This window comes from Loktanella agnita (genome assembly GCF_046640325.1).
Taxonomy (GTDB): domain Bacteria; phylum Pseudomonadota; class Alphaproteobacteria; order Rhodobacterales; family Rhodobacteraceae; genus Yoonia; species Yoonia agnita.
The window spans coordinates 169,592-195,531 of the sequence record NZ_JBJMBF010000008.1 but is presented as its reverse complement, the minus strand read 5'-3'; the positions used below and the strand labels follow the sequence as shown (position 1 = coordinate 195,531).

The window sequence follows — 25,940 nt, the reverse complement described above, 5'->3', positions numbered from 1 at the left end:
GCCGGCTATCGTCGCCGCTGTTTTAGCGCCCAAAAGATCACGCACCTTGCGGGTGCCTGTCATGCTGCGGTGCATCATCGCCAATGCGATACCAAGAAGGTTTTTCCCCAACAAACTCATGCGATTGGTTTTTCAGGCCAAGATCGTCGTCAAAGGCGTTCGCTGCAATTGGAAAGCTATCCTCGCTCGATAGTATTTCACCCAGCGAGGTGCCGCAGATTTTGCAGAAACAGCGGGCGTAAAAATACGGGGCGGAGGGCGCGAAAATCTGGACATACTCCCGCCCTGCAATCCATCTGAGATCGTCTTTTTTCACAAATGCAATCGTGCTAGCGCCGACTTTGCGGCACCGCGAGCAGTGACATGTGCCGACGAACGACGGCGCATTGATCACGCCGAACCGAACGGCCCCGCAGCAGCAGCTTCCCTTTATCATGGTCTTCCTCATCATTGTGTTCTCGGCCTTGCTCGCACGGATGTGGGGGCACATAAATATGGCATGCTGACAGCATTATGGCAGCATCGAACACGAGGAGCCCGATTTGCGGAAAGCCGAACGCCTATTTGAGATCATTCAGCTACTGCGGCTTGCCCGTGGGCCCATTTCGGCACAGCAGCTTGCGACTGAATTGGGGTCTTCGCAGCGTTCCGTATATCGCGATGTTGCCGCATTAATGGCACAGGGTGTTCCGGTGCGCGGTGAGGCCGGTGTTGGATATGTCTTGGAAAAGGGCTTTGACATGCCCCCGTTGATGTTAACCTCAGATGAGATCGACGCGGCGGTGTTGGGCGCGCATTGGGTCGCAAGCAGAGGCGAGCCAGATTTGGCCAACGCGGCTTTGCACCTGCTTGCGAAGATCAAAACGGTCGTACCAGACCGATTGCGCGGTCATGTGTTGGCCCCTGCGACAAGCGTGGCACCTGTTGCGCCTGCTGTGGAAAGCGTCAATTCATCCTTGCTCCGCCATGCGATCCGGACGCACCGGAAACTGGCGCTGGAGTATGAAAGCGCTTCTGGTGAGATCACGCAGCGTGTCATTTGGCGATCTTGCTGGGCTACCGGGATGCTGGTCGTATTCTTGCGGCATGGTGCGAGCATCGTGCCGAGTTTCGTTATTTCCGGACAGAGCGCATGATTTCTGCGGAAATTTTAGAGCAGCGCATCCCCGAAAACGCTGGGGCCTTGCGTGCGCAATGGCAATTGGCGATGGACGAGGAACGGGCAACCTATGAAACTAAGCCACGCTGAGCCCTGAGATAAACGACAATCCGCTGTGCCACGATGGGCACAGCGCTGGCGGACATCGTTTGAGACGGTCATCATCGAGCGGACAGCTTGTGGTTACGGGGCGTAGATCTGTTCGCGCAGGGCGGGGACCAGTGCTGCGCTTGCTTCTGCGTGGCAGGCGACGCCCAGCATTTCAGAGGCGATCCCGCTTTGGTTTTCAGAGAAATACATCCCGTCTGTTCCGCCAGCGAGCGCCTTTGCAGAGGGGTTGACCACGACGATATCCCGCACCAGCGGGCGCAGTTTTTCCACCATGCTACGCGTGATGAACAGCGGATCGGATTGCAGTTGATTGGGGCGTTCGGCCCATGGCGTATCGTCCAGCTTTTCATCCGAAAACCACAGCAGAATACTGCGCGGTCCGATGAGATTGAGCATTGTCCGCATCCGCGCGACCCACGCCTCTTGCAGTTCGTTTACCACAGTATCGAACCGTTCAGTCGATTTTTCATGCAGTGCACCAAGCATGTGACGGGTGAAGGAAAACTCTGAAAAATCCACGTCGTAATAGATCGCCTGCATCACGGTGGACGCCTTGAGAAAACGGTCATTGCGCCGTGGATGCACCGAATAAAACCGGTTCGACAGGTAGTTCGCCCCCATCACCTGCACCACCGTCATGTCGGCGTTGTTGCAGATATCCATGATTGTCGTGTCATTGACGAAGGCATCAATCCCGCCATTCACGCAGCCAAGGTTCAGGCAGGGCTGTCGCATGACCTTTTCCACAAGATCGGGAAAGGGTTTCTGGATGAATTTACCATAGGTTTCAGTGCCGCCGATACAAGCGATATAGGGCCGGTCCAGCCTGCGCCGCGGCCCCCGGAACAAAATGCGCGAACTGCCATAGCGGCAGGGCGAATATGAGAGCTCCCCATGGGTTATTGTTTCATATTTCATCATTCCCACCATTGATATGCGTATCAGCCGCATAAGATTCGCTGAAATGCTTTGCCAATTCGCTAATCACAAAATTTGAATCGATATTTCACGGGTGCCGCGCCTTGATGCGGGCCCATGCGCCAGCCTATTGTGCGCAAGAACAAGTCAGGGGATGAGCATGAAAATCGAACGGGTAGGCGTCGTTGGCGCCGGTCAGATGGGCAACGGGATTGCGCATGTTTTCGCACTGGCCGGTTACGAAGTGCTGATGACCGATGTCAGTGAGGATGCGCTACAGGCCGCTGTCAGCCTGATCGGCCGCAACCTTGACCGTCAGGTCGCCAAAGAGGTGATCACCGAAGAGACCAAAGCCGGGGCCATGGCCCGGATCGGGACCACCGCAGCCCTAAAAGATCTGGGCCAGACCGACCTGATCATCGAAGCCGCGACCGAGCGCGAGACGATCAAGACTGCCATTTTTGAGGATCTGGTTCCACATCTGAAACCGGACACGATCCTGACTTCAAACACATCGTCGATTTCGATCACCCGTCTGGCGTCCCGGACGGATCGCCCGGAAAAGTTCATGGGGTTCCATTTCATGAACCCCGTTCCGGTCATGCAGCTGGTCGAGTTGATCCGCGGTATTGCCACCGACGAGCCGACGTTCAAGGCCTGCCATGATGTCGTCGATCGTCTGGGCAAAACCGCCGCCACGGCAGAGGATTTCCCGGCCTTTATTGTGAACCGCATCCTGATGCCGATGATCAATGAAGCGATCTATACCCTGTATGAAGGCGTGGGGTCGGTGAAGTCGATCGACACCTCGTTGAAGCTGGGTGCGAACCATCCCATGGGCCCGCTGGAATTGGCTGATTTCATTGGGTTGGACACCTGTCTGGCGATTATGAACGTGCTGCATGACGGGCTGGCGGACACCAAGTACCGCCCCTGCCCGCTGCTGACCAAATATGTCGAGGCCGGTTGGCTGGGCCGCAAAACCAAGCGTGGGTTTTATGATTATCGCGGCGATGAGCCGGTACCGACCCGGTAAGACGCCCGGTCTATGCCAGCGCCCACCTTGCATCTGTTCTGCGGCAAAATCGCCGCCGGGAAGTCGACGCTGGCGGCCAAACTCGCGCAAGCGCCGCTAAGCGTTTTGATTGCGGAAGATGCGTGGTTACAGGCGCTTTTTGCGGAAGAGCTGAAGACCGGGCCGGATTACCTGCGCTGTGCTTTTAAGCTGCGCAGCGCGGTCGGTGATCATGTGGCCGAGTTGCTGGGTGCCGGGGTCTCTGTCGTGTTGGACTTTCAGGGCAATACGATTGAAAGCCGCGCGTGGATGCGCGGTATCATTGATCGGACCGGCGCGTCACATCAGCTTCATCTGCTGGCCCCGCCAGACGCGGTGTGTCTGGCCCGGATGCATGCGCGCAATGCGCAGGGTGACCACCCTTTTGCTGCTACAGAGGCCCAGTTTCACCGGTTTTCAAAACACTTCATTCCGCCCGCGCCAGAGGAAGGTTTCAATGTTGTGTCACACGATGATGTGGGCTGAGACTGTCCTTCGGGTCATGACAACCTGACTCTGTCAATTTTCCGTCACGTGTTAAATTTCCCTATATTTATATAATATGTGGGGATTTTGAGATGTCGAATTTATGGTGGCAGACCCATCGCATGATGATCCGTGGTGCCCGTGGGCCGGATGTTGTGCGTGCACAGAGCGCGCTCAATGATATGGGCGCATCGCCACAGCTAACGCCAGATGGCGCATTTGGTGAAAATACCGAGCGGGCTGTGCGTGAATTTCAAGACATGTTCAATCTGGAGCCGGATGGAAAGCTGGGACCGGTGACGCAATCGGTCCTATTCACCGGCAGCTACAGGGTTGAGCTGGTGCGGCCGCCGTTCGTCGCGCAGGGTAATCCGCACCGATGCTGGGCCGCCTGCCTTGAGGCTGTTCTTGGTGTGTCATGGATGGGGCGACCCCGACGCACGATGGCGCAGCTGGCGACAACATATGCCGCTCATATCGGTGCGCATGGTGATATCACGGTTGGCGGATTAACGGGCGTGGTGGCGACTGATTTCAACTTTGTTCCGATCTTTGTCGGGACAACGATCCGTGCTGAGGGGCTACTGCGTGCTTTGCGGGGCCGTAAGCCGATCCTGATCGTCGATAATTCAAGCGGCGCCATCATGCATGCTCGCATAATATATGGTGTCAAAATTCGCGCCGGAGCAATTGATGTACTGATGATGGATCCGATGGCAGGATATGTAGAGATACCAATTGGGGGTCTGCAAAGCCTGAGCCGGATCGGGCTGTTCGCGCCCCGAGAGGCCTCAATCTGACCGCTGCCCCAGTGCGAGCGTCTGTTCGCGCAGCCAGACCATAAAGGCCCGCGGGTCAGATAGGCGCTTTTTGATTTCGTCCTGATCAAAGGGGGCGCCGATCACCGGTTTTTGCGGTCGCCCGCAGGAATTGACAATCTCGTGGATCAGCAGGCTTTGCCGTAATGTAGGCGAGAGCTGGTTGGCGATTTGGTACCAGCGCGAATTGGCCCCCGGAAAGAAGCAAGGCACGACCTGCGCGCCGGATGTCCGGATCAGCTTGGCTGTGAACAGGTTCCAATCCGCCTCGACCACCGGGCCGAACATGCTGTCGGAGGCGGCCACGACGCCTGATGGGAAAAGCGCCACCAAGCCGTCATTTTTGAGATGATCCATCGCTTGCTTGCGCATATCGACCATCTTTGCCTGCGCGTTTTCCTCGTGCGGGAAGGGCACAGGGATCAGAAAGTTGCCGGCGTCTTGGTCGATATCGGTCAGAAAGGCGCGTGTGAGGATACGGTAGTCGGTGCGGACCCGGCCCAGTAGATCGGCGAGGATCATGCCGTCGACCATCCCGTGCGGATGGTTCGCCACGAGGATCACAGGCCCCTTCTTGGGAATAAGGTCCAGCTGTGCCTGCGGGGTGGTCAGGTCAATCCCCATTACATCAAGCGCCCCGCGCCAGAAGGCCTGACCGTGGTATTTGCCCCGTTGTTCGAATTTCCGGATCATCCGGATGACGTGGATTTTGCCGGTGAACCATTCAATCGTCTTGATGATATTGCGCCGGAGCGCACTGTCGAACGTGTTGGAGTATGTCAGGCTGCCGCGATCATAGACCCTGGGGGTGCTTTCCGACACGATCTGCGGTGCTGATATGTCCCGGCCTGTTTGCGTCACTCGATCTGCCCCACCCGGTTATAAAAAACCGCTAATCGCCTTCACCGAACTTGTCAGCCACGAGGTCCTTGATCGCCTGTTCCAGCGCTTCAGCCTCTGGCCCACGTGTTTCGACGTCAATATAGGTTCCGATGGAAGCTGCCAACATTAAAAGCCCCATAATACTGTCGCCGCTGGCGGTTTCGCCGTCCTTGCTGACGGTGGCTTCGGCATCGTATTTTTCGACCACTTCGACCAGTTTTGCGGATGCGCGCGCGTGCAGGCCTTTGATGTTCTCGATCTTCAATCGGCAGGTATTCATTCAGGCAGTCCCGCCGCTGTGGCTGTTGATATATTTGTGCGCGGCAGCGATGGCTGCGTCAACCGCCTCTGGCACGCTGCGCTGCCGCGATTTGGCCAGCTTGATCAGCATGGGCAGGTTTGCTCCATAAAGAATTCGCCGATTTTCAGGGCTACACGCCCGCAAAGACAGGTTAGAGGGGGAGCCGCCGAACATATCCGTGACGATCACAACGCCGTCCCCGATGTCCACCGCATCAGCCGCATCGCAGATTTCATTCTGCTTGGCTGCGCGGTCATCCTCTGGCCCGATGGCGATGCTTTTCATGCCCGGTTGCACGCCCACAACATGTTCGACCGCAGCAAGGTATTCCTGCGCCAATCGCCCATGTGCCACGATGACAATCCCGATCAATCCGGTTGTTCCTTGCTACGCGGCACGTGAAGATCATGCCGTTCCATTTCACGATGTCGTTTAGACACAGGCCACCCATCTTGCGCAAGTGCAGAAGCAAGTCTTTCTGCCACACAAACAGACCTGTGTTGCCCGCCGGTACACCCAAAGCCAATCGAAAGATGCGCTTTGCCTTCGTCCTGATGAGCCGGAAGCAACAGATCGGCCAGCGATTTTATTCTTTCAAAGAAGGGGTTAAAGCGCGGATCCTCTGACACATACGCCGCGACCGCCGCATCGCGCCCGTCGAGGCTGCGCAGCTCTTCCACCCAATGGGGATTGCGCAGGAACCGGCAATCCATGACGATATCCATCCCCCGTGGCAGCCCGCGTTTGTAGGAAAACGAATGGATTGTGACCCCAAGCTGCCGCCCCTCGGCTGTGCCGAACCATTGTTCAATTTCTGCCTTCAGATCATGCGGGGACAGGTCGGTTGTGTCGATCAGCACATCCGCCCGCGCCCTGATTGGCACCAGTAGTTCCCTTTCCCGTGCGATCCCCGCCATGGGTGATCCGGCAGGTGCCAGCGGGTGCCTGCGTCGGGTTTCGGAATAGCGTCGGACCAATGCGGCCTCTTCCGCGTCAAGATAGAGCACCTGCGCGTGCTGGTCGGTGCGCCCGGCAAGCTGGTCAATCGTTTCGATCAGGGCGTTGGTGCCGAAATCCCGGTTGCGCACGTCCAGCCCCAGCGCAAGCGGTCGACTGGGCGGTGGCCCGTCAAGAAGTCGCGGCAAAAGTGACAATGGCAGGTTATCAATGATCTCGTATCCCAGATCTTCGAGCGCGTTGATCGCTGTGGATCGGCCAGCCCCTGACGGCCCGGTGACGAGTACAATCGTCGGGGGTATCTGATCGGGGTTACGTGTGGCGTTGTTCATCGGTCGCTCCAGCCTGCTTTGACTATTTGCAGGATCGCCGCGGCAAAATGTGGACCGTGAATGGCGCGAATCAAGGCGATTTCACATCCCAATAGCGTGACCTTGCCACGTTTCGGCAGCCGTTCGTGTTCTGTTTCATTCAAATCCACGACAAGGGACAGTGTGGCCTGCACGGCGTGTGCGGCGTTGAGTATGCCAATGCCCCGCGCCTCGATCAGGCCGGCGATGGTCGTGGGGCAAGAGGCGATGACCGCATCATCCCGGCGTTCAAGCCGGACACGATCATCAGCGACCAGCATAAAGCCCAGTGCCATCAATTGCAGTGCGAGTGCGGATTTACCCTGCCCGGCCCGCCCGTTGATCAGAACCCCCTGCCCGTCCCAGGCGACACAGGTCGCATGAACGGTTTGCTGATCTGACATCGGACAATCCTAAACAGGCAGGCCCACGACAAAGCGGGCGCCCAGCGGTTCAGAGGTGACATCAGCATCGGTGGGCCGAATGTTTTCGGCCCAGATCACGCCGCCATGCGCCTCTATGATTTGTTTGGATATGGCGAGCCCCAAGCCGGAGTTATTCCCAAACTGACCTTCGGGCCGTTCGGAATAAAACCGCTGGAAAATCTTGCTAAGCGAATCATTGGGAATGCCCGGCCCGGTGTCTTCGACCACCACCAGCACCCGGTTTTGCCGTTTGCGCGCCCAGACCCGGATTGCATCCCCGTCTTCGCAGAAGGAAATCGCGTTGCTGATCAGATTAACGAAAACCTGTGCAAGCCGTCCCTCCAACCCCAATACGGTGATCGGCTCTTCCGGCATATCGGCAAAGAAATCGATCCCCTTGCTGGTCGCGTCTTTGCCCAGAAATTCGATGATATTGTCGAGCATGCGCAACAGATCGAAGGATTCCTCGTCATCTTTGACCAGCTCACTGTCGAGCCGAGAGGCGTTGGAGATATCGCTGACCAGACGGTCGAGCCGTTTCACGTCATGTTCAATGACCTCAAGCAGCTTTTCGCGCTGATCCTCTCGTTTGGCCACGCGCATTGTGCCCACAGCAGAGCGGAGCGAGGCGAGCGGGTTCTTGATTTCATGGGCCACATCGGCGGCAAATTGTTCGTTCCCCTCAATCCGTTCATAAAGCGCTGACACCATGGACCGAAGCGCGCCGGATAGCCGCCCGATTTCATCCGGGCGGGCGGTCAGATCGGGGATACGCACCTTGACGGGCGACATTTTGCGGGCGTTCTTGCTTTGGCTGATTTCAGCAGCCGCCGCCAGATCAGCCAGCGGGTTTGCGATGGTCGAAGCCAGCACAAGGCTCAGGCCGATACTGACCAGCATCCCCACCAGAAACAGGCGTAGCACCTGTTCGCGTTCGCGCCGCACAAGGCCGTCCACCTCACCCGCGGCTGTGGTGACGGCGATCACCCCCACAGGCAGCTCGTTGTGCAAGATCGGGGTTGTGACGATAAAACTGGTGGTGCCGCCAATGGTCGATGCCTCAAGCCGGGTCCCGTTTTCGATAGCATTGCGCACAAATTCCTTGGACAGGGCGATGCGCTGTTCCTCTACGGTCATGCCCTCACCGTCGAACGACAAAAGGCCGAGAAAACCGCCCCAAACCAATCCCAGAAAATCGGTCATGAAGGTGCCGCCGGTCTGCAATTCGAACTCTGACATTTGTTCGACGCTGAGTGTTCCGGTGGCTTGCGCAAGCAGTTTGGCATCAGGCGCGAAGACCGATACTTCTACCCCGCCGCGCAAATTTAGGCCAGCCAAGGTTGCGGTGGGATCAATCCCGTCCGCTGTCGCAAGGCTGACCGGGACCTGGTTTGGGAGTTGCGCTTCGAACACATCCGCAATCAGCTGCGCCTCGTTCAGCAGGCCTCGAGCACGCTGATAAGCCAGATTGTCCCGCGACGGGCTAAGATAGAGCACGCCTGCGATCAGCAGGATCATGGCGATCAGGTTGAAAGTGATGATCTTGCGTGCAATCGGAGAGCCGCGCAGCGAGAAGAGACCGCGTCGCGGCGCGTCTTCGTAGCCGTGATATTTGTCGCCCACGCCGGGCACCAGCCAGTCGTCCCCGAGCAGAAGATCGGGAGAGCGTGCGGCGGCGCGGACCGATTGCAGGTCCCGCACATCGATCTTTGGCGCGCCAGTCATGTTGTGGCGATCACTCCTCGTTGTAGCGGTAGCCTATGCCGTAAAGTGTTTCGATCGCGGAAAATTCGCCATCCGTGTTGCGCATTTTTTTGCGCAGCCGTTTGATATGACTGTCGATGGTACGGTCATCCACGTAGACTTGGTCATCATAGGCGACATCCATCAATTGATCACGGCTTTTCACAAAGCCCGGACGCTGGGCCAAGGCCTGTAGCAGCAGGAATTCTGTCACGGTCAGCGACACATCCTTGCCTTTCCATTTTACGGCGTGGCGCAGCGGGTCCATGACCAGCTCGCCCCGTACCATGACTTTGGTCTCTTCGGTTTCTTCGACTTCTTCGCCCGCGATCACGTCTTGGCGCCGCAGAAGCGCGCGAATACGTTCTACCAGAAGCCGTTGCGAGAAGGGTTTTTTGACGTAATCGTCAGCGCCCATGCGCAGGCCCAGAACCTCATCAATCTCATCGTCTTTGGAGGTAAGGAAAATAACCGGCATGGAGGTCTTTTGACGCAACCGTTGCAAGAGATCCATCCCGTCCATACGGGGCATCTTGATATCGAGCACAGCCATGTCGGGCATGCGTTTGTTAAATGCCTCTAACGCCGACTGTCCGTCGTTATACGTTTCAACTTCGAAGCCCTCTGCCTCGAGCGTCATGGACACCGAAGTAAGGATGTTCCTGTCATCGTCGACCAACGCAATTCTGGACATGGGCGTTCTCCCCCAATGGGTGTTTCAGTTGTGAGTGGCTTGCCACGGCAGTTTTCATCCTTTTGTTCAGACGAATCAATCCCAAACTGGCAGTTGCCACACCTATGCCATAGTTTGAGCGGGAATACCCCAGTCCGGATATTCCTGCAGTTGTCCTGACAACACGCATAAGGTGGTTGCGCTAACATGGAAATGGTTGCGCTAACTGTTGTTTCGCGGGCTATCCCCCCAATAATTCTTGGTGTTAATGGATTGTAGCGCATGCCATTCCGGCCAGACATAAAAGGAGCGAACCCATGGACCAAGGTATGGTCAACCCAAAGATGAAACTTGAGGATCAAGGCATCACAGGGCTGGGTTTTACATATTACAACCGCTCTGAAGCCGAATTACACGCCGCCGCAGTGTCCGCCGGTGAAGGTGTGACAGGCAAAGGCGGTACGTTGCTGGTCACAACCGGCAAGCATACGGGCCGGTCGCCGAAAGACAAATTTGTGGTCCGCACTGCCGATGTGGAAGACACGATCTGGTGGGAAAATAACCCGCCAATGGAGCCCGCAAAATTCGACGTGCTGCATGCGGATATGCTGGCCCATATGAAGGGCGGCAGCTACGAGGTACAGGATCTGTTCGGCGGGGCCGATCCGGCGCATCGGCTGGATGTGCGCGTGGTGACAGAGCTGCATTGGCATGGGCTCTTCATCCGGCACATGCTGCGCCGCCCGGACACATCCGCGCTGGAAAGCTTTGTCCCTGATTTCACGATCATCAACTGCCCATCCTTCAAGGCCGATCCGGCCAAACATGGCTGCCGGTCGGATACGGTGATTGCGCTGAATTTTGAGAAGAAGCTGATCCTGATTGGCGGGACCGAATATGCGGGCGAGAACAAGAAATCTGTGTTCACCTTGCTGAACTACCTGCTGCCCGAAAAAGGCATCATGCCGATGCATTGCTCGGCCAATCATGCGCCGCGCAATCCGGTCGATACGGCTGTGTTCTTTGGTCTGTCCGGCACCGGCAAGACAACACTGTCCGCCGATCCGGGCCGGGTGCTGATCGGCGATGATGAACATGGCTGGTCCGATCGCGGCACGTTCAATTTCGAAGGTGGTTGTTATGCCAAAACCATCGGGTTGGATGCTGAGGCAGAGCCCGATATCTACGCCACCTGCGCCATGCCGCATACGGTGATCGAGAATATGGTGTTCGATCCCGATACGCTGGAGCTGGATTTCGAGGATGACAGCCTGACCGCCAACATGCGCTGCGCCTATCCGCTGAATTATATCTCGAACGCGTCGGAGACAGCGCTTGGCGGCCATCCCAAGAATATCATTATGCTGACATGCGATGCGTTTGGCGTGCTGCCGCCGATTGCGCGACTGACCCCGGCGCAGGCAATGTATCACTTTTTATCCGGCTTCACGTCAAAAGTGGCTGGCACCGAACGGGGCGTGACAGAGCCAGAGCCGACATTCAGCACCTGTTTCGGTGCGCCCTTCATGCCCCGCCGCCCAGAGATTTACGGCAACCTGCTGCGCAGCAAGATCGCCAGCCATGGTGCAACCTGCTGGCTGGTGAATACCGGCTGGACCGGGGGTGCCTATGGTACCGGGTCCCGCATGCCGATCAAGGCCACCCGCGCCTTGTTGGCCGCTGCGCTGGACGGCACGTTGATCGAAAGCACGTTCCGCAAGGATCCCCATTTCGGGTTCGAAGTACCTGTCGCGGTCGATGGGGTCGATAACGGGCTGCTTGATCCGCGTGATACGTGGGCGGACAAGGCAGCATATGACGCGCAGGCGCAAAAGCTGGTGACGATGTTCAGCGACAATTTCGAGAAATACGTCCCGTTCATTGATGACGACGTCAAGGCCGCCGTGATTGGTTGAGACACGTAAGGTGGGTCTTGACCCACCTTACGACTTGGCATCTGACGCATCTCGACGGATGGGCCGGATCGGTTATGATGATCAGCATGAGACATATCATCGCCGCCTTCGTTATTGCCGCATGTGCGGGCCCCGCCCTTGCCGAAACCCCGCAAAAAACTGATCCGATTGCCAGTATTGAAGCCGGGGTGATTTGCGCGCCAGACGCGGTCGGCACAGCCCCTGCCCCCAATACGCTGGCGGGTGAGACACATATCATCGACATCAACCCGCCTTTTGTGTCGCATTCCCGCCGGGTGCCTGCGGTGCTGGGTATCGGCTTTGGGGTAAAAACGCTTGCCGCGCAGCCGGATGGGCTGGGCGAGGTGACGGTGATCGTCACCCACCCCCCGATGGGCGATGCGGCGGTAGAGCTGCAAAGTTTTGCCAGCAGTATTGGCGGCCTTGATCCGTCGCTGACATTCTACCAGTTCGATTACGCTTATGAACTGGTGCCCGGGACATGGGAGATGGCCGCAATGCGAGGGAGCGATGTGCTGTATAAGGTCAGCTTTGACGTATTGCCCCCCGCGTTGGTGCCCGAACTGGCAGCGGTCTGCGGTTATCTGGATCTACTGTCCTAACCCATCATCCCGCGTCGGATCAGGTTGACCCCGGCAATGACCAGCACCCAAAGCGTCACCCGCCGAAAACGGTCCTGATCGAACCGGTCGCCCAGTTTAAACCCCAGCCACATGCCCAGCAGTGCAGGTGCCAGCAGCGCCATGGAGAGCGGCAAGGTCTGACCGTTCAGCACGCCAGAGCGAAGATGCCCCAGAAACAGCATGACGGACCCCAGCCCGTAGATTACCCCCTGTATCGCCATCTGCCGGTCGCGCGGTGTGTTCAGCGCCAGAAGATACAGCACCGTCGGCGGCCCCCATGTCCCGGCCAGCCCACCCAGGGTGCCCGATAACAGCCCGGCCCCGATTTCAAAGGGGCGTCGCATTGCAGGGCCGATCCGTGGCCGCCAGCCTGCAAGCTGCACCGCGCAAAGCACCACCACAGGCACCCCCAGCACCACGAACATTGTGTCAGTGGGGATGCTGCGCAAAAACTGGGCAGAGATCATGATCATCACGCAGACCAGCGTAATATAACGCCAGTGTTCGCTCACAGCGTCGCGTGCCTTGCCCAGCCCGGCGCGTGCGACCTGTAGCCCGTTACTGACAAGGATCGGCAGGATGATCCCGGCGACCACCAGCTCTGGCTCTATCAGGATGCCCATGCCGGAAATCATCACCAGCGGCATGGCAAAGCCCACGGCCCCTTTTACAAAGCCACCCAGTAGCGTGACGGCAAAGGCAAAAGCAAAGAGTGCGGGGGATAGCAGTGTGAAAAAATCGTTCATGCGTTTTCTTACGCATTTGCAAATCCGGATAACACAACGAAATTCACCGCGATATTTTTGTTCTCTTCTGCAGCATATTGTGAATTATTATTGCGCTGCGACTGCAAAGCGATTATCTCTGCACCTGCACATCGAAGGGAGCCACCCAATGCCGCATGATGGACAAGACATGACCCCGACAGCCAGCCCGGTACTGCCGGATTTGACCGCCCTGACGGCGCAGGCCCTGCCTGCCGTGGATGACATTCTGTCCCGCGCCACTGCTGCCCTGCACGCCCTGACCACCGAGGGCGACCGCGTCTCTGCCCGCCTGATCGAGGAACACCAGACTGCTGCGCATGGCTTTGCATGGCTTGCCACCTATGTGCAGGCCCTGAACCAGATGCAGCATTGGGCGGAGCGCTTGCAGGCGGATGGCCGGTTCGGTGAGGTGGAACAGCTGATCCATCAAATCGCGTTCGGCGAATACCTTTGGCAGATTTACGGTGGCATCCAGATGAACCAGGGCGAAATCGTGCGGTTGCAGGATATAGGCCTGACCCAGGAGGATATGCGCGCCCTGATGCACCCTGCGGTGATGACGCTGACCCAACAAGGCAACACGCAGCCGGCCCGCGCCCGGTTGGTGGTGCTGATGCAGGATCAATCCGCCAATGCGACGGTCGGCGCATCCGGTCTGGATGACGAGCTGGAGATGATCCGCGAACAGTTCCGCCGCTTCAGCATGGAAAAGGTCGCCCCCCATGCCCATGACTGGCACCTGAAGGATGAGCTGATCCCGATGGAGATTGTCAGTGAGATGGCCGAGATGGGTGTGTTCGGCCTGACCATCCCCGAAGAATACGGTGGTTTTGGCCTGTCCAAGGCGTCGATGTGCGTCGTGTCCGAGGAACTTTCGCGCGGATATATCGGCGTCGGGTCGCTGGGCACCCGGTCCGAAATCGCGGCAGAGCTGATCCTGTGTGGCGGCACCGAAGCGCAGAAACAGCATTGGCTGCCGGGCATCGCCAGCGCCGAAATCCTGCCGACGGCGGTGTTCACCGAACCCAATACCGGGTCTGACCTTGGGTCGCTGCGCACCCGCGCAGTCAAGACCGGCGATGATTGGGAGATTACCGGTAATAAGACATGGATCACCCATGCGGCCCGGACCCAAGTGATGACATTGCTTGCGCGCACGGATCCCGACACCAGCGATTATCGCGGGCTGTCGATGTTTCTGGCGGAAAAGACCCCCGGCACAGATGCTGATCCCTTCCCCACCCCCGGCATGACCGGCGGTGAGATCGAAGTGCTGGGCTATCGCGGCATGAAGGAATACGAGCTGGCATTTGATGGGTTCAAGGTGACGGGTGAAAGCCTGCTCGGCGGCGAAACCGGCAAGGGGTTCAAGCAGTTGATGCAAACCTTCGAATCCGCCCGCATTCAGACCGCCGCCCGTGCCATCGGCGTGGCCCAATCGGCGCTGGATGAGGGGATGCAATATGCCCAAGACCGCAAGCAATTTGGCAAGGCGCTGATCAATTTCCCCCGCGTTGCAGGCAAGCTGGCGATGATGGCAGTGGAAATCATGGTCGCCCGGCAGTTGACCTATTTCAGCGCCAGCGAAAAAGACAATGACCGCCGCTGCGATCTGGAGGCAGGGATGGCCAAGCTTTTGGGCGCGCGGGTGGCCTGGGCCTGTGCCGATAACGCGCTGCAAATTCACGGCGGCAATGGCTTTGCCTTGGAATATAAAATCAGCCGGATTCTCTGCGATGCCCGCATTCTGAACATCTTTGAAGGGGCTGCCGAAATCCAAGCGCAGGTCATCGCACGCCGCCTGCTGGGCTGACACCTGCGCCAAACAATTCTGCAACACATCGGCGCGCCTGTCGCGATATCGCCCATCGGTGCTTACGCGTTCCCTGATGCCTGCGTTATCAAGTGAAAGTTGATACGCGACAAATCAGCTTGAAACGATACCTGGGGGGGGTTCACGTGCGGACTGTATTGCTGACCGGTGCATCCGGTTACATCGCAAAGCATATTGCGGTGTATTTACTGAATGCGGGATTTCATGTGCGGGGGACGGTCCGCGATCTTGCACGCGAGGCCGAGGTGACGGCCGCTGTGCGCCCGCATCTGGACGATGATGCCAATCTGGATGCGCGGCTGACATTTGTTGCGCTGGACCTGACCCGCGATGATGGCTGGGAGACGGCCATGGAAGGTGTTGATGTGCTGATGCATACGGCCTCTCCCTTTCCTATGACCCAACCTAAAGACGAAGATGCGCTGATCCGCCCGGCGGTTGAAGGTGCGTTGCGTGCCCTGCGTGCGGCAAAGGCTGTGGGTGTCACACGGGTAGTGATGACGTCCTCGACCGCTGCGATCACCGGCGCGCCATTGCCGCAAGGCGATGTGTCCTATGATGAAACCAATTGGACCGATCCGGATTCGACGGACATCACCGCCTACACCAAGTCAAAGACGCTGGCAGAGCTGGCGGCCTGGGATTACGTGCGCGACGAGGCCACAGACATCAAACTGACCATGATCAACCCCGGCTTTGTCGTGGGCGCACCGCTGGACAAGCAGTTTGGTACGTCGGTGGACGTCGTCCAACGTATCCTGCGCGCGAAGGACCCGATGTTGCCCCGCATTGGGTTTACCGCTGTTGATGTGCAAGACGTCGCGGAGATGCATGTGGTTGTCATCGACAAGCCCGAAACCCATGGGCAGCGCATCATGACCGTTGATCGGTTCATGTGGTTTGAGGATATCGCCAAGGCGATCAAGGCGGCCCACCCCAATCGTCGCACGGTCACCCGTGTCGCGCCGAATTTCATCATACGGTTTCTGGGGCTGTTCGATCCGGCGATCCGATCCATCGTGCCGATCCTCGGGCGGCATGAAAAGATGGATAACAGCCGTGCGATGAAAACGCTTGGGCGCGGTATGCGGCAAACCCCGAAAAGTGTGGTGACCACGGCCAACTATCTGATTGAACAGAAGATCGTTTAACCGGCCCGCGCGATAGTTTCGATCAAGCGTGCCCGTGCAGGTGGCATAGGCCGATCACCAAGGCTGTGGATCAGTCGGTTTTCAATAAAATGCCCTGTTGTGCCCAATGCGGTGACAATTTCGCTGTTCTCCGCATCGCCTTTCCCGGCAAGCACAGGCGGCAGCGGCAGCATCCGGTTGGCCCATTCGCCCGCCGCCTGCCGACTAACTGCGCGCCCCGACCTGGGCGAGACATAGATCAGCTCTTCGTTTACGCCGCGCACTGCGCAGGCGGACAGGTCCAGACCGAACCCCATTTCATCCAGCAAGGCCTGTTCCCACCTCAGATAGGCCAGTGGCCATACGTCGGATTGCCCCAAAAGGTCGAGCAGCGCGATAGTGCGGTCATAAAGCGCAGGGTGCCCTTCGCGTTCCGGAAGCACATGGGCCAGTAAAGCGCAGACCGCGTTCAGACCTGCAAGCGCCAGCCGATCCCCCATCGCCACCGCCGCGCGACTGCGCACGGGTTCTACGGCGAAAGACCCTAAATGGCTTTCTAGCCGCGCCTTCCATGTGACCGAAAGCTGGGCGCCGGGTTGCAGGACAGGCGCGACCTTGCGGCTGGTCCCGCCACGGACGACACCCGCATGACGGCCATGGGTCGCGCTGAACACCTCGATAATGACCGAGGTTTCGCCAAAGGGGCGCGTTGCCAGCAACGCGGCATCATCACGCCATTCGATCACTGCGATCCTCCACACATGGGGCAACTTGATGCAGTGGTGAGCGGGAATTGCAAGGGTATCGGGACAATCAGCGGTACGACGATTGGGGATGTACGGGCAAAACGGCCCGTTGCGGCCATTTTGCCCAACACCGTTACCACTCGCTACCTTCCGACGATATAGCTGCCGGATACTATTTATCAGCGTGCAAAGTAAGTATTAACAAAGCGTTACCAACGAGTCCAAAAACACCGATTTTCGAAGGTGACGTTTAGTCAAGCCCCGGTTCGTTCAGCAGATGGCGCCCCTGCCGGTCTTCAACCTCGATCACCCAAAGATCGGTGTCAAAGCTGCGCTGTCTAGTGATCGAGGCATCGACCGATGCCTCTTTCCCTTCGCTCAGGACCATCCACTGCCGCTCTCCGGTCATCAGGTCAAAACTGCGCTGGTAACAGCAAGCGTTTCCATCCAGCGTATTCAGCTTGACCAGCACGGCCCCGGCGGTGGCGTCGCCCCGGCTGACCACAAAGGCAGGGATATCAGCCAAACGCAGCCGGGTCAGATAGGCAGATACCCAGATATCTGCCGTCAGCCGCATGCGGGGCGGTGTCCCGGACGTGATCCGGGACCTCTTGGCGTTGATTCAGGTGTTACCATCTTTGAAATCGAGCCCCATTTCGGAATAGCGCTCTGACTCTTCCAGCCAGTTGGGCCGTACCTTGACCTGCATGAACAAATGCACGCGGCGACCAAGGAATTCTTCCAGCTCCAGCCGGGCGGCTTTGCTGACCGCTTTGATCGTCTCGCCGCCTTTGCCCAGCACGATCCCCTTGTGCCCGTCGCGTGCCACATAGATCAGCTGATCTATGCGGGCGGTGCCATCGGGGCGTTCTTCCCAGTTTTCGGTTTCCACCGTCAATTCATAGGGCAGTTCCTGATGCAGGCGCAGGGTCAGCTTTTCACGGGTCATTTCAGCCGCGATCATGCGCATCGGCAGATCGGCGATCTGATCTTCGGGATAAAGATATGGGCCTTCGGGCACTTGGGTCGCCAGCCAGTCGCGCAGAGTGTCGCAGCCGTGGCCCCGTTCGGCAGAGATCAAAAAGGTCTCGGCGAACGGATAAGCGTCGTTCATGTCCTTGGTCAGCGCCAACAGCACCTCGGACTTCACCTTGTCGATCTTGTTGATTGCAAGCGCGACCGGGCTGCTGCCCGCACGTTCCGACAGTGTTTCGATGATCGCCTTGACCCCATCGGTCATGCCGCGATGCGCCTCGATCATCAGGACAACCACATCAGCATCTGCAGCCCCGCCCCATGCGGCGGCGACCATCGCCCGATCCAATCTACGGCGCGGTTTGAACAGGCCGGGTGTGTCGACAAAGATCAACTGCGCGTTTTCGGCCATGGCCACGCCCCTGATCCGGGCGCGTGTGGTCTGCACCTTATGTGTCACAATCGACACTTTGGCACCGACCATACGGTTTAACAGCGTGGATTTTCCGGCATTTGGTTCGCCGATCAGGGCGACAAATCCGGCTTTGGTACTGGGCGCGTTCATTGGCTTACCTTTTTGAGCAGCGCTGTGGCTGCGGCCTGTTCGGCCTGCCGTTTGGACCCGGCGGACGCCTGTTCGACGGGGCCAGAGGCCAGTTGCACCTCGATGGTGAAAATGGGCTGATGATCGGGGCCTGTGCGCCCGATTTCTGTATACTGCGGTGGCACCTCACCCCGTGCCTGCGCCCATTCTTGCAAGGCGGTCTTGGCGTCGCGGGCATCGTCGGCCACGTTGTGGATACGGTCCCCCCAAAGACGCAGCACGGCGTTCTGTGCCGCCGCGAACCCGCCGTCGAGATAGATGGCTGCGATCACGGCCTCCATCGCGTCGGCGAGCAGGGCCTCTTTGCGGCGACCGCCGGATTTCATCTCGGACCTGCCAAGCTTCAGCACCGCACCCAGATCAATCTGTCGGGCCACATCGGCGCAGGTTTCGCGCCGCACCAACGCGTTGAAGCGTGGCGCAAGCAGCCCTTCGGCCGCGTTGGGATCAGCGCGAAGCAATGCATCAGCCATTACTAGCCCCAGCACCCGGTCGCCCAGAAACTCGAGCCGTTGATTGTCATCCCGGTGTGGGCTGACCATCGAGGAATGGGTGACAGCGCGCACCAGATACTCCGGCTTGCTGAATTTATAACCGAGCCGCCCGCAAAAGGCCGAGAGATCCGCCGAGAGTTTCAATCCAGTGCCTTGAAGAAACGGTCGCTGCGCCACGTCCAGAAAGCAAACATCGACCGGCCAGCAGAGGAGAACATGACCCTGTCGGCCCGCCCTACGATATCCTTGCGTTCGACAAAGCCGACACCGCCGCGGATTTGTGAAAAGCGGCTGTCGGTGGAATTGTCGCGATTGTCGCCCATGAAAAAGAAATGATCCTCTGGCACGGTGAACACGCCGGTATTGTCCTGCGGGCGCGATCCGATATCAAGGGTCGCGTAGCTGACACCATTCGGCAGGGTTTCGATCAGACGCTGTTTTTCACATGTTGCGCCATCACCTATCGGACCGTTGGAGCAAGACGGGCGCGAGGCCATCGGCCCCTGCGGCGCCATCGTTTCGGTGAAGGTGCCCCCATCTTCGGTCTGCACAGGGGTATCGTTGATATAAAGCCGCCCCTCTTTCATCTGGATCCGGTCGCCGGGCATCCCGATCAACCGTTTGATGAAATCCAGACCCGTGACCGGATGGCGAAAGACAACAATGTCGCCCCGCTCTGGTTCTGACCCGAACAGACGGTCGTCGTAATCCTCGGCAAAGCTACAGAAATCATCAGCCCCCAGATCCAGCCCGATCGGGGGCATCCGGACAGAAGGGCAAGACGCGTAGGAATAGCCATAGGCCATTTTGTTGACGAAAAGGAAATCGCCGATCAGCAGTGTATCTTTCATAGAACCTGACGGAATCCAGAATGGCTGGAAAAACACCGTGCGAAAGATACCGGCAATGACCAACGCCCAGAAAACTGTTTTTACGGTTTCTAACAGCCCGTGGACGACGCCTGTTTTTTCGGCCATTCCCTGATCCTTCATCTGGTTTGGAGCTACATGATCGCGCGCGCCTGCCCTGTCAAGCGATGGGCCGCGCCTCGATCACCACAAAGGCCTGCGCCCATGGGTGATCGTCGGTCAGGGTGACGTGAATGATGGCTTCGTGGCCGGGTGGCGTCATGGCATCAAGCCGATCCTTGGCCCAGCCGGTCACATGCATGACAGGCTGACCGCTACGCAGATTGGTGACCGACATATCTTTCCAGGCAATCCCCATAGCCAGCCCCGTTCCCAGCGCCTTGGAACAAGCCTCTTTCGCGGCCCAGCGTTTCGCATAGGTGCCGGCCACGTCTTTGCGCCGCTCCGCCTTGCTTTGCTCGATCTCTGTAAACACCCGGTTGCGGAAGCGGTCGCCAAACCGTTCCAGCGTGCCCGCAATCCGGTCGATATTTGCAAGATCGGTGCCGACGCCAAGGATCATCTCTAGTGCCGCCCGACCGCCTCATGCGCGCTGATCGCGCCGGTAGCCTGATTCACGGTAATGGAAAGTTCGACCGCGTTGGAAAATTCAAACTCAGGATCATAAAGCAGCCCAGGCACCGTCACAGTCAGTCCTGTCGCCGGATCATAACCTGCCCGCAAGTCGGCGAACACCATCTGCACCCAACCGACGCCCTCCCCCCGCGAGATCACTTTGCACTGCGGCTGCCCTTGTTCATCAAATGGCGGGCTAAGCACCATCATATATAGCGGCCCGGCCGCGGGTTCAGCCATATCGAGCACAGCTAATCGCACATCGCCATTGGAAAAGGTCTGGGTATTCTCTTCCCACGGTTCTGCGATGTTGCGGGCCGAATCCCACCCGTCGCAGTCCTGAACATCTTGGGCAATCACGGATGTGGCGGCCAAAAGCGGAAGGAGAAAGAGCAGCTTTTTCATACGTTTGTCCTTGGGTCAGTTTTCGATGTCATAGACCAAGATATTATCAGCGTCACCACCGCAGAGCGTCACAAGACGGGCACCCAGTGATTGGTGGCGGGGATCGGTTGCATATGTGGATAGTGCTGTTGCGTTGCTGAACTGGCAGATGAACCCATAAGGGAAACCGGGTGATTTCCCTTCGAAATCCCGATTTGGTCCGTGATCAAAACGTGCAAAACCGGGGATCACGCCAACCAGTTTGCCCAGTTCGGTCATGATCTGTGCCAGAGCATCGCCGTCATAATCGCCGCTGAGGCCGAGCATCACCACATGGCTGATCATTCCGCCGCACCGGGTGCGTAGATATGCGCGACCCGCTCTTCATACAGCCCGCCATACCAGTCAAACGCCCCGTCACAAGCGGCATGAAAATCGCGGATTGTCAGCTGCGGAAACCGGAAAAAGGCGCTGTCGCTGTTTTCCTGCTGCGCGGCAAAGATCACCCGGTCGATCCCGGCCCAGCGCATGGCGGACAGGCACATTTCGCAGGGCTGGCAAGAGGCGATCAGCGTGGCCCCTGACAGATCGCGCGTACCGCTCTGCTCTGCTGCTTGGGCCATCGCCACGACTTCGGCATGACGGCTGACATCATTGGTTTCTCCGACCTCGTTTTTCGCCTTGGCGATCACTGTGCCGTCTTTGACAATGACAGCCGTAAAAACGATATCCTTGCCTGCATCATGCAGGGCACAGGCGTGATCGGTGACATCGCGCATGGCGCGACGTTCCGTTTCAGTGATTGATTGCGCGCGCAACGTCATGGAGCGATACGCGTTGTCAGAATTTTCAATCCAGCCGCCCCAAAGAGCAGCGCAAACGCACCCTCGAACCAGCGGCGCAGACCGGTATAGCCCTGCACAATTTTCCCGGATGAGAAGAGAAACGCGTAGCTGATAAATACGAAAGCGCCGCCGGAATAAAGAAAGCAGAACATGAAGGCGAGGTCACCGCCGCTGGCCTGTGGCGGTAGCGTAATGGCGTAAATTGCCCCCCAGCTCAGCACTGCCTTGGGGTTGGTCAAATGTACCAAGACCCCCTTGGTGTAGATGCGCCAAGCTGTACCGACTTGTACCCTGCCGGTCAGCCTTGGTTTATCCGACAGCGCGGAACGCAAGGATTTGGCCGCGAGATACATCAGGTAGGCCGCGCCGACGTAGCGCAGGATCGTGAACACCCAGGCATTGGCCAGCATTGCAGCGCTCATACCCAGTGCTGCGGCAATGCCCCAGACGGCCCCACCCGTCAGGATGCCCAGCGCATAGAGAACCCCTGCGCGCCGTCCCAACGCCATAGAAGTGCTGGCAATCCCAAGTGTAGCAGGACCAGGGCTTGCGCCAGCGAGAACCCAGGCAAGCCAGATAGCCGTCAGTTCAAACCAGCTCACGCCGCGTCCCCGGCACGGGCCACATCCATGATCCGCCGCATTTTGGTGATAGCAGGGGTGAGCCCCCGAAAGATCGCTTCTCCAATCAGAAAATGGCCGATATTCAGTTCGGCTACCTGCGGCAGGGCGGCTATGGGGCTGACGCAATCGTAGGTCAGCCCGTGGCCTGCGTGCACCTCTAGCCCGAGATTGTCAGCAAATGCGGCCATCTCTGTCAGTTTGGCCAACTCTGCGTCGCGGGCTTCAAACCGGCCTTCGGCATGGGCGTCACAATATGCGCCCGTGTGCAGTTCGATCACCTCTGCCCCGATCCGGTGGGCGGCCTCAATCTGGCGCTGATCGGCGGCGATGAAGATCGACACGCGACAGCCTGCATCCCGCAGGGGTGCGATGAAATGGGCCAGCGCGTTTTCTTCGCGCGCGACTTCAAGCCCGCCTTCGGTGGTGCGTTCTTCGCGTTTTTCCGGGACAATACAGACCGCATGGGGTTTGTGGCGCAGTGCGATTTGCTGCATTTCCGCCGTCGCCGCCATTTCGAAATTCAGCGGACCATTCAGCGCCTCCATCAGACCTTCGATATCGGTGTCAGAAATATGCCGCCGGTCTTCGCGCAGGTGGGCGGTGATGCCGTCGGCGCCCGCCTCTTCGGCCATGATCGCGGCGCGGACCGGGTCAGGCACGGCCCCGCCACGCGCGTTCCGCACGGTGGCCACATGGTCGATATTCACACCCAACCGAAGTTTTGTCGTCATCTGCTGTCCTTCCCCTGCGGATTAATGCTCGCCATTGTTGGCAGAAGGGTCTTTTTTTGTAAGTTGGTCAAGCTTTGCCCGCAACGCTTTGCGGCGGCGGTTTTGGTAGGCGCTGATCAGCGGCACCGAAAGGTAATAGGCCAATGTACCACAGATCACTCCGGGGATGACCCCGCCGACGAGATAGGGGTAGAACACCTCGTAATAAAAATCGAACAGGCCGCGCCAGTCCGCCGTTTCCGGGGTGAAAATCGCCATGATATTATGGCGGATATCGGCAAAAGCGTTGCCGAAGCGGCAGCCAAGCGTGCAATAGTCGGGATCCGCGTCACGACCGATGCCGAACAGGTTGGTGTTGAACGGGTGCCCAAGTAGCCAGTGCCCGGTGCCCAGCGACGCAACACCAATGGGGATATAGGTCAGCGGGTTGCCAAAGAAGGTCGCCAGCAGGGCGGCAAAAATATTGCCGCGCAACGCGCTTGCACAAAGTGCAGCGACAACGAAATGCAGCCCGTAGAAGGGGGTGAAGGTGGTAAAAACGCCCGCCGCAATCCCACGTGCGATCTTTTCAGGGGTGTCAGGCAACCGCCGGACGCGGTGTTTGACGTATTGGGCGGCGCGGCTCCAGCCACCGCGGGGATAGAAAAAATCGACAACGATCCGCCAGATCGGTCGTCTATCCCTACGTTTGAAAACCAAAACCTACCATCCTTCGCACCCGGTCAACTGCGCGCAAGATTGGCCAGCTCCGGGTCTCGGTGCCGCGCAATCGACGACACGTTGCTTTCTGCTTCTAACGCGGTCATGACGCGGTGCAAATGCTCCGCGTCCCGCAGATCAACATTGATCAGTAACCTGAAGTAATCTGGTTTTCGATCAATGAATCTCAAGTCAGAGATATTCGCCTCTTGTTCGCCAATCAATGTGCAAATGCGCCCCAAAACGCCGGAATCATTTGCAATTGTTGCGTCGAGGGTGACGGTGTTGACCGCGCCGTGGTTGCCTTCTTGCCAATGCAGGTCGATCCAACGTTCTGGTTGGTCCTCGTAATTGGCCAGTGCCTGACAATCAATCGCGTGCACCACGACGCCCTGCCCCCGGAACGTGATACCCAGAATCCGTTCCCCCGGGACCGGCTGACAGCAGGGGCCGCGCTGTTGTACCTGATCGGGGCTCAGCCCGACGACCGCGCGCCGGTGGTCGACTTCGTCGCCGCGTTTTTCTTCCAGTTCGGGATAGATCGCGCGGACAACGTCACGCCCGGTAACCTCGGCGCTGCCCAGAAGCGCAAGAAGCTCGTCCACCGCTTCGATCCCCAGTGCCTTTGCGGCTGTCCTCAGCGCCTTATCCGTTGACCGTTTACCAACGTTTTCAAAGGCAACGCGCGCCAGTTCGCGCCCCAGCCGCACGAAACGTTCCCGGTCTTCTTCGCGCAGGGACCGCCGGATTGCTGTCTTAGCGCGGCCGGTCACCGCGATGTCGATCCAGGTGGCTTGTGGCGTCTGCCCCTCTGCCGTGATGATCTCGACCGATTGCCCATTCTTGAGCCGGGTCCAAAGTGGGACACGCAGCCCATCGACCTTGGCCCCGACGCAGGCCGCGCCGATCCGCGTGTGGATCGCATAGGCAAAATCAATCGGTGTCGCCCCGCGCGGCAGCTTGATCACGTCACCCTTTGGCGTGAAACAGAACACCTGGTCCTGGTACATTTCCAGTTTCACCGCTTCGAGGAACTCTGCGTGATCCTGATCGTCGTCGAACCGTTCCGTCAGCGAGGCGATCCAATGCACCGGGTCCACAGCAAAGCGGTTTTCGACCCGTTCACCGTTCTTATAGGACCAATGCGCGGCAACGCCCGTCTCGGCGACCTCGTGCATTTCGCGGGTGCGGATCTGAACCTCTACCCGTTTGCCATCGCGCCCGGACACAGTGGTATGGATTGAACGGTAACCATTGCTTTTGGGTTGGCTGATGTAGTCCTTAAACCGCCCCGGCACGGCGCGCCAGCGCTGGTGGATCGCGCCCAAGACGCGATAGCAATCTGCCTCTGTCGCTGTGATGATCCGGAAACCATAGATATCGGACAGGCGGCTGAACCCCTGATCCTTTTCCTGCATCTTGCGCCAGATCGAATAGGGCTTTTTGGCGCGGCCGACGACATCGGCCTGAATGTTTGCTTTTTCCAGCTCTACCCGCATGTCAGCCGTGATCTTTTGCACCACGTCGCCGGTTTCCCGCTGTAGCGTGATGAAGCGACGGATGATGGAATTGCGGCCTTCCGGGTTGAGAACGCGGAAAGACAGATCTTCCAGTTCCTCGCGCATCCACTGCATGCCCATGCGGCCAGCCAGCGGGGCGAAGATATCCATCGTCTCACGGGCCTTCTGGGCCTGCTTTTCGGGACGCATGGATTTGATTGTACGCATGTTGTGCAAACGGTCCGCCAGCTTGACCAGCGTTACCCGCAGATCGCGCGATGTGGCCATGAACAGTTTGCGAAAATTCTCGGCCTGCTTGGTTTCGGTCGAAGTCAGCTGCAGGTTGGTCAGCTTGGTGACGCCATCGACAAGATCGGCGATCTCGCGTCCGAACCGCTCTTCCACGTCTGTGAAAGAGGCTTTGGTATCCTCAATCGTATCGTGCAGCAGTGCTGTGATGACCGTCGCATCATCCATTTGCTGTTCGGCCAGTATGCTGGCGACGGCAACGGGATGCGTGAAATAGGGCTCCCCTGAATGACGAAATTGCCCTTCGTGCATTTCATCACCAAAGGCAAATGCATCACGCAGCGATGCTTCGTTTGTACGGGGGTTGTAAGAGCGGACCAGCGCGATCAGATCATCAGGCGTCGTCATCTGGTCCCGCGCTTGTCCTCTGCTGGCCGGT

At 58.3% G+C, this 25,940-nt stretch carries 31 protein-coding genes; 8 read left to right on the top strand and 23 right to left on the bottom strand.

Going from position 1 to position 25,940, the window contains the following annotated elements; all coding sequences use genetic code 11:
- Positions 1-37 precede the first annotated feature (37 nt).
- Positions 38-436: a GFA family protein gene (locus ACJ5NV_RS11455; protein ID WP_459167123.1), complete on the bottom strand. Its 399-nt coding sequence runs from the start codon at positions 434-436 to the stop codon at positions 38-40.
- A gap of 106 nt (positions 437-542) precedes the next feature.
- Between ACJ5NV_RS11455 and ACJ5NV_RS11450 the strand changes: the two genes are divergently transcribed.
- Positions 543-1,136 (top strand): helix-turn-helix transcriptional regulator, encoded by a 594-nt coding sequence (locus tag ACJ5NV_RS11450; RefSeq protein ID WP_411643817.1) that lies wholly within the window; start codon positions 543-545, stop codon positions 1,134-1,136.
- Positions 1,137-1,342: 206 nt separating this feature from the next.
- On the opposite strand, the gene ACJ5NV_RS11440 is transcribed toward ACJ5NV_RS11450, so the two are convergent.
- Positions 1,343-2,191, bottom strand: coding sequence for a DUF6473 family protein (locus ACJ5NV_RS11440; RefSeq protein WP_411643813.1), 849 nt, complete (start codon positions 2,189-2,191; stop codon positions 1,343-1,345).
- 157 nt (positions 2,192-2,348) lie between these two features.
- Between ACJ5NV_RS11440 and ACJ5NV_RS11435 the strand changes: the two genes are divergently transcribed.
- The 3 genes from ACJ5NV_RS11435 to ACJ5NV_RS11425 all read left to right on the top strand — a co-directional run bounded on the left by ACJ5NV_RS11435 (position 2,349) and on the right by ACJ5NV_RS11425 (position 4,528).
- On the top strand, positions 2,349-3,224 hold the full coding sequence (locus ACJ5NV_RS11435) for a 3-hydroxybutyryl-CoA dehydrogenase (RefSeq protein WP_411643812.1): 876 nt from the start codon (positions 2,349-2,351) through the stop codon (positions 3,222-3,224).
- Between the two features lie 12 nt (positions 3,225-3,236).
- Positions 3,237-3,728 (top strand): AAA family ATPase, encoded by a 492-nt coding sequence (locus ACJ5NV_RS11430; RefSeq protein ID WP_411643810.1) that lies wholly within the window; start codon positions 3,237-3,239, stop codon positions 3,726-3,728.
- A gap of 92 nt (positions 3,729-3,820) precedes the next feature.
- On the top strand, positions 3,821-4,528 hold the full coding sequence (locus ACJ5NV_RS11425) for a peptidoglycan-binding protein (RefSeq protein WP_411643809.1): 708 nt from the start codon (positions 3,821-3,823) through the stop codon (positions 4,526-4,528).
- On the opposite strand, the gene ACJ5NV_RS11420 is transcribed toward ACJ5NV_RS11425, so the two are convergent.
- Genes ACJ5NV_RS11420 through ACJ5NV_RS11390 form a run of 7 tightly spaced genes read right to left on the bottom strand, consistent with a single transcriptional unit; the run spans position 4,520 to position 9,898 of the window.
- Positions 4,520-5,407 carry a lysophospholipid acyltransferase family protein gene (locus ACJ5NV_RS11420; protein WP_411643808.1) on the bottom strand — a complete coding sequence of 296 codons (888 nt, stop codon included), beginning with the start codon at positions 5,405-5,407 and terminating at the stop codon, positions 4,520-4,522. The two genes, ACJ5NV_RS11425 and ACJ5NV_RS11420, sit on opposite strands and share 9 nt — an antisense overlap.
- A gap of 31 nt (positions 5,408-5,438) precedes the next feature.
- Entirely contained in the window at positions 5,439-5,708 is a 270-nt protein-coding gene (locus ACJ5NV_RS11415) for an HPr family phosphocarrier protein (RefSeq protein ID WP_411643807.1), read from the bottom strand.
- A complete protein-coding gene (locus tag ACJ5NV_RS11410) occupies positions 5,709-6,101 on the bottom strand; it encodes a PTS sugar transporter subunit IIA (RefSeq protein ID WP_411643806.1) in 393 nt (130 codons plus the stop codon). It lies immediately after the preceding gene.
- A complete protein-coding gene (rapZ, locus tag ACJ5NV_RS11405; protein ID WP_411643805.1) occupies positions 6,098-7,018 on the bottom strand; it encodes an RNase adapter RapZ in 921 nt (306 codons plus the stop codon). The genes ACJ5NV_RS11410 and rapZ overlap by 4 nt, the downstream gene beginning before the upstream one ends.
- Positions 7,015-7,440: an HPr kinase/phosphorylase gene (locus ACJ5NV_RS11400; protein WP_411643804.1), complete on the bottom strand. Its 426-nt coding sequence runs from the start codon at positions 7,438-7,440 to the stop codon at positions 7,015-7,017. Before ACJ5NV_RS11400 ends, rapZ begins: the two co-directional genes overlap by 4 nt.
- Positions 7,441-7,449: 9 nt before the next feature.
- The gene (locus ACJ5NV_RS11395; RefSeq protein WP_411643803.1) at positions 7,450-9,186 is read right to left on the bottom strand and encodes a sensor N-terminal transmembrane domain-containing protein; all 1,737 of its coding nucleotides are present in this window, start codon (positions 9,184-9,186) and stop codon (positions 7,450-7,452) included.
- Positions 9,187-9,196: 10 nt separating this feature from the next.
- A complete protein-coding gene (locus ACJ5NV_RS11390) occupies positions 9,197-9,898 on the bottom strand; it encodes a response regulator transcription factor (protein ID WP_411643802.1) in 702 nt (233 codons plus the stop codon).
- A 296-nt stretch (positions 9,899-10,194) separates the two neighbouring features.
- On the opposite strand from ACJ5NV_RS11390, the gene ACJ5NV_RS11385 reads away from it, so the two are divergent.
- Together ACJ5NV_RS11385 and ACJ5NV_RS11380 are read left to right on the top strand one after the other, a co-directional pair.
- The gene (locus ACJ5NV_RS11385) at positions 10,195-11,793 is read left to right on the top strand and encodes a phosphoenolpyruvate carboxykinase (RefSeq protein WP_411643801.1); all 1,599 of its coding nucleotides are present in this window, start codon (positions 10,195-10,197) and stop codon (positions 11,791-11,793) included.
- Between the two features lie 86 nt (positions 11,794-11,879).
- Positions 11,880-12,416 carry a DUF3859 domain-containing protein gene (locus ACJ5NV_RS11380; RefSeq protein WP_411643800.1) on the top strand — a complete coding sequence of 179 codons (537 nt, stop codon included), beginning with the start codon at positions 11,880-11,882 and terminating at the stop codon, positions 12,414-12,416.
- On the opposite strand, the gene ACJ5NV_RS11375 is transcribed toward ACJ5NV_RS11380, so the two are convergent.
- Entirely contained in the window at positions 12,413-13,183 is a 771-nt protein-coding gene (locus tag ACJ5NV_RS11375) for a TSUP family transporter (protein ID WP_411643799.1), read from the bottom strand. The two genes, ACJ5NV_RS11380 and ACJ5NV_RS11375, sit on opposite strands and share 4 nt — an antisense overlap.
- Positions 13,184-13,331: 148 nt before the next feature.
- Between ACJ5NV_RS11375 and ACJ5NV_RS11370 the strand changes: the two genes are divergently transcribed.
- Complete coding sequence (locus tag ACJ5NV_RS11370; protein WP_411643798.1) at positions 13,332-15,017, top strand: acyl-CoA dehydrogenase family protein; 1,686 nt, start codon at positions 13,332-13,334, stop codon at positions 15,015-15,017.
- Between the two features lie 146 nt (positions 15,018-15,163).
- Entirely contained in the window at positions 15,164-16,189 is a 1,026-nt protein-coding gene (locus ACJ5NV_RS11365) for an NAD-dependent epimerase/dehydratase family protein (RefSeq protein ID WP_411643797.1), read from the top strand.
- On the opposite strand, the gene recO is transcribed toward ACJ5NV_RS11365, so the two are convergent.
- From recO to ACJ5NV_RS11300, 13 genes are all read right to left on the bottom strand, one after another.
- Positions 16,186-16,914: a DNA repair protein RecO gene (gene recO, locus ACJ5NV_RS11360; RefSeq protein ID WP_411643796.1), complete on the bottom strand. Its 729-nt coding sequence runs from the start codon at positions 16,912-16,914 to the stop codon at positions 16,186-16,188. The genes ACJ5NV_RS11365 and recO overlap by 4 nt on opposite strands.
- A 250-nt stretch (positions 16,915-17,164) precedes the next feature.
- Positions 17,165-17,491, bottom strand: coding sequence for a DUF1491 family protein (locus ACJ5NV_RS11355; RefSeq protein WP_411643795.1), 327 nt, complete (start codon positions 17,489-17,491; stop codon positions 17,165-17,167).
- A gap of 45 nt (positions 17,492-17,536) precedes the next feature.
- Positions 17,537-18,454 (bottom strand): GTPase Era, encoded by a 918-nt coding sequence (gene era / locus ACJ5NV_RS11350; RefSeq protein ID WP_411643794.1) that lies wholly within the window; start codon positions 18,452-18,454, stop codon positions 17,537-17,539.
- A complete protein-coding gene (gene rnc / locus ACJ5NV_RS11345) occupies positions 18,451-19,131 on the bottom strand; it encodes a ribonuclease III (RefSeq protein WP_411643793.1) in 681 nt (226 codons plus the stop codon). The genes era and rnc overlap by 4 nt, the downstream gene beginning before the upstream one ends.
- Positions 19,128-19,964 (bottom strand): signal peptidase I, encoded by an 837-nt coding sequence (gene lepB / locus ACJ5NV_RS11340; RefSeq protein ID WP_411643792.1) that lies wholly within the window; start codon positions 19,962-19,964, stop codon positions 19,128-19,130. The genes rnc and lepB overlap by 4 nt, the downstream gene beginning before the upstream one ends.
- A gap of 52 nt (positions 19,965-20,016) precedes the next feature.
- Entirely contained in the window at positions 20,017-20,418 is a 402-nt protein-coding gene (gene acpS, locus ACJ5NV_RS11335) for a holo-ACP synthase (RefSeq protein WP_411643791.1), read from the bottom strand.
- 2 nt (positions 20,419-20,420) lie between these two features.
- A complete protein-coding gene (locus ACJ5NV_RS11330) occupies positions 20,421-20,876 on the bottom strand; it encodes a hypothetical protein (protein WP_411643790.1) in 456 nt (151 codons plus the stop codon).
- A 15-nt stretch (positions 20,877-20,891) separates the two neighbouring features.
- Positions 20,892-21,200, bottom strand: a complete 309-nt coding sequence (locus tag ACJ5NV_RS11325; RefSeq protein ID WP_411643789.1) for a Dabb family protein — start codon at positions 21,198-21,200, stop codon at positions 20,892-20,894.
- Positions 21,197-21,679 carry a nucleoside deaminase gene (locus tag ACJ5NV_RS11320; protein WP_411643788.1) on the bottom strand — a complete coding sequence of 161 codons (483 nt, stop codon included), beginning with the start codon at positions 21,677-21,679 and terminating at the stop codon, positions 21,197-21,199. The genes ACJ5NV_RS11325 and ACJ5NV_RS11320 overlap by 4 nt, the downstream gene beginning before the upstream one ends.
- A complete protein-coding gene (locus ACJ5NV_RS11315) occupies positions 21,676-22,302 on the bottom strand; it encodes a LysE family translocator (protein WP_411643787.1) in 627 nt (208 codons plus the stop codon). Before ACJ5NV_RS11315 ends, ACJ5NV_RS11320 begins: the two co-directional genes overlap by 4 nt.
- Entirely contained in the window at positions 22,299-23,054 is a 756-nt protein-coding gene (locus ACJ5NV_RS11310) for a pyridoxine 5'-phosphate synthase (RefSeq protein WP_411643786.1), read from the bottom strand. The genes ACJ5NV_RS11315 and ACJ5NV_RS11310 overlap by 4 nt, the downstream gene beginning before the upstream one ends.
- Positions 23,055-23,075: 21 nt before the next feature.
- Positions 23,076-23,753, bottom strand: coding sequence for a DUF2062 domain-containing protein (locus ACJ5NV_RS11305; protein WP_411643785.1), 678 nt, complete (start codon positions 23,751-23,753; stop codon positions 23,076-23,078).
- A gap of 23 nt (positions 23,754-23,776) precedes the next feature.
- Positions 23,777-25,909 (bottom strand): RelA/SpoT family protein, encoded by a 2,133-nt coding sequence (locus tag ACJ5NV_RS11300; protein WP_411643784.1) that lies wholly within the window; start codon positions 25,907-25,909, stop codon positions 23,777-23,779.
- Positions 25,910-25,940 lie beyond the last annotated feature (31 nt).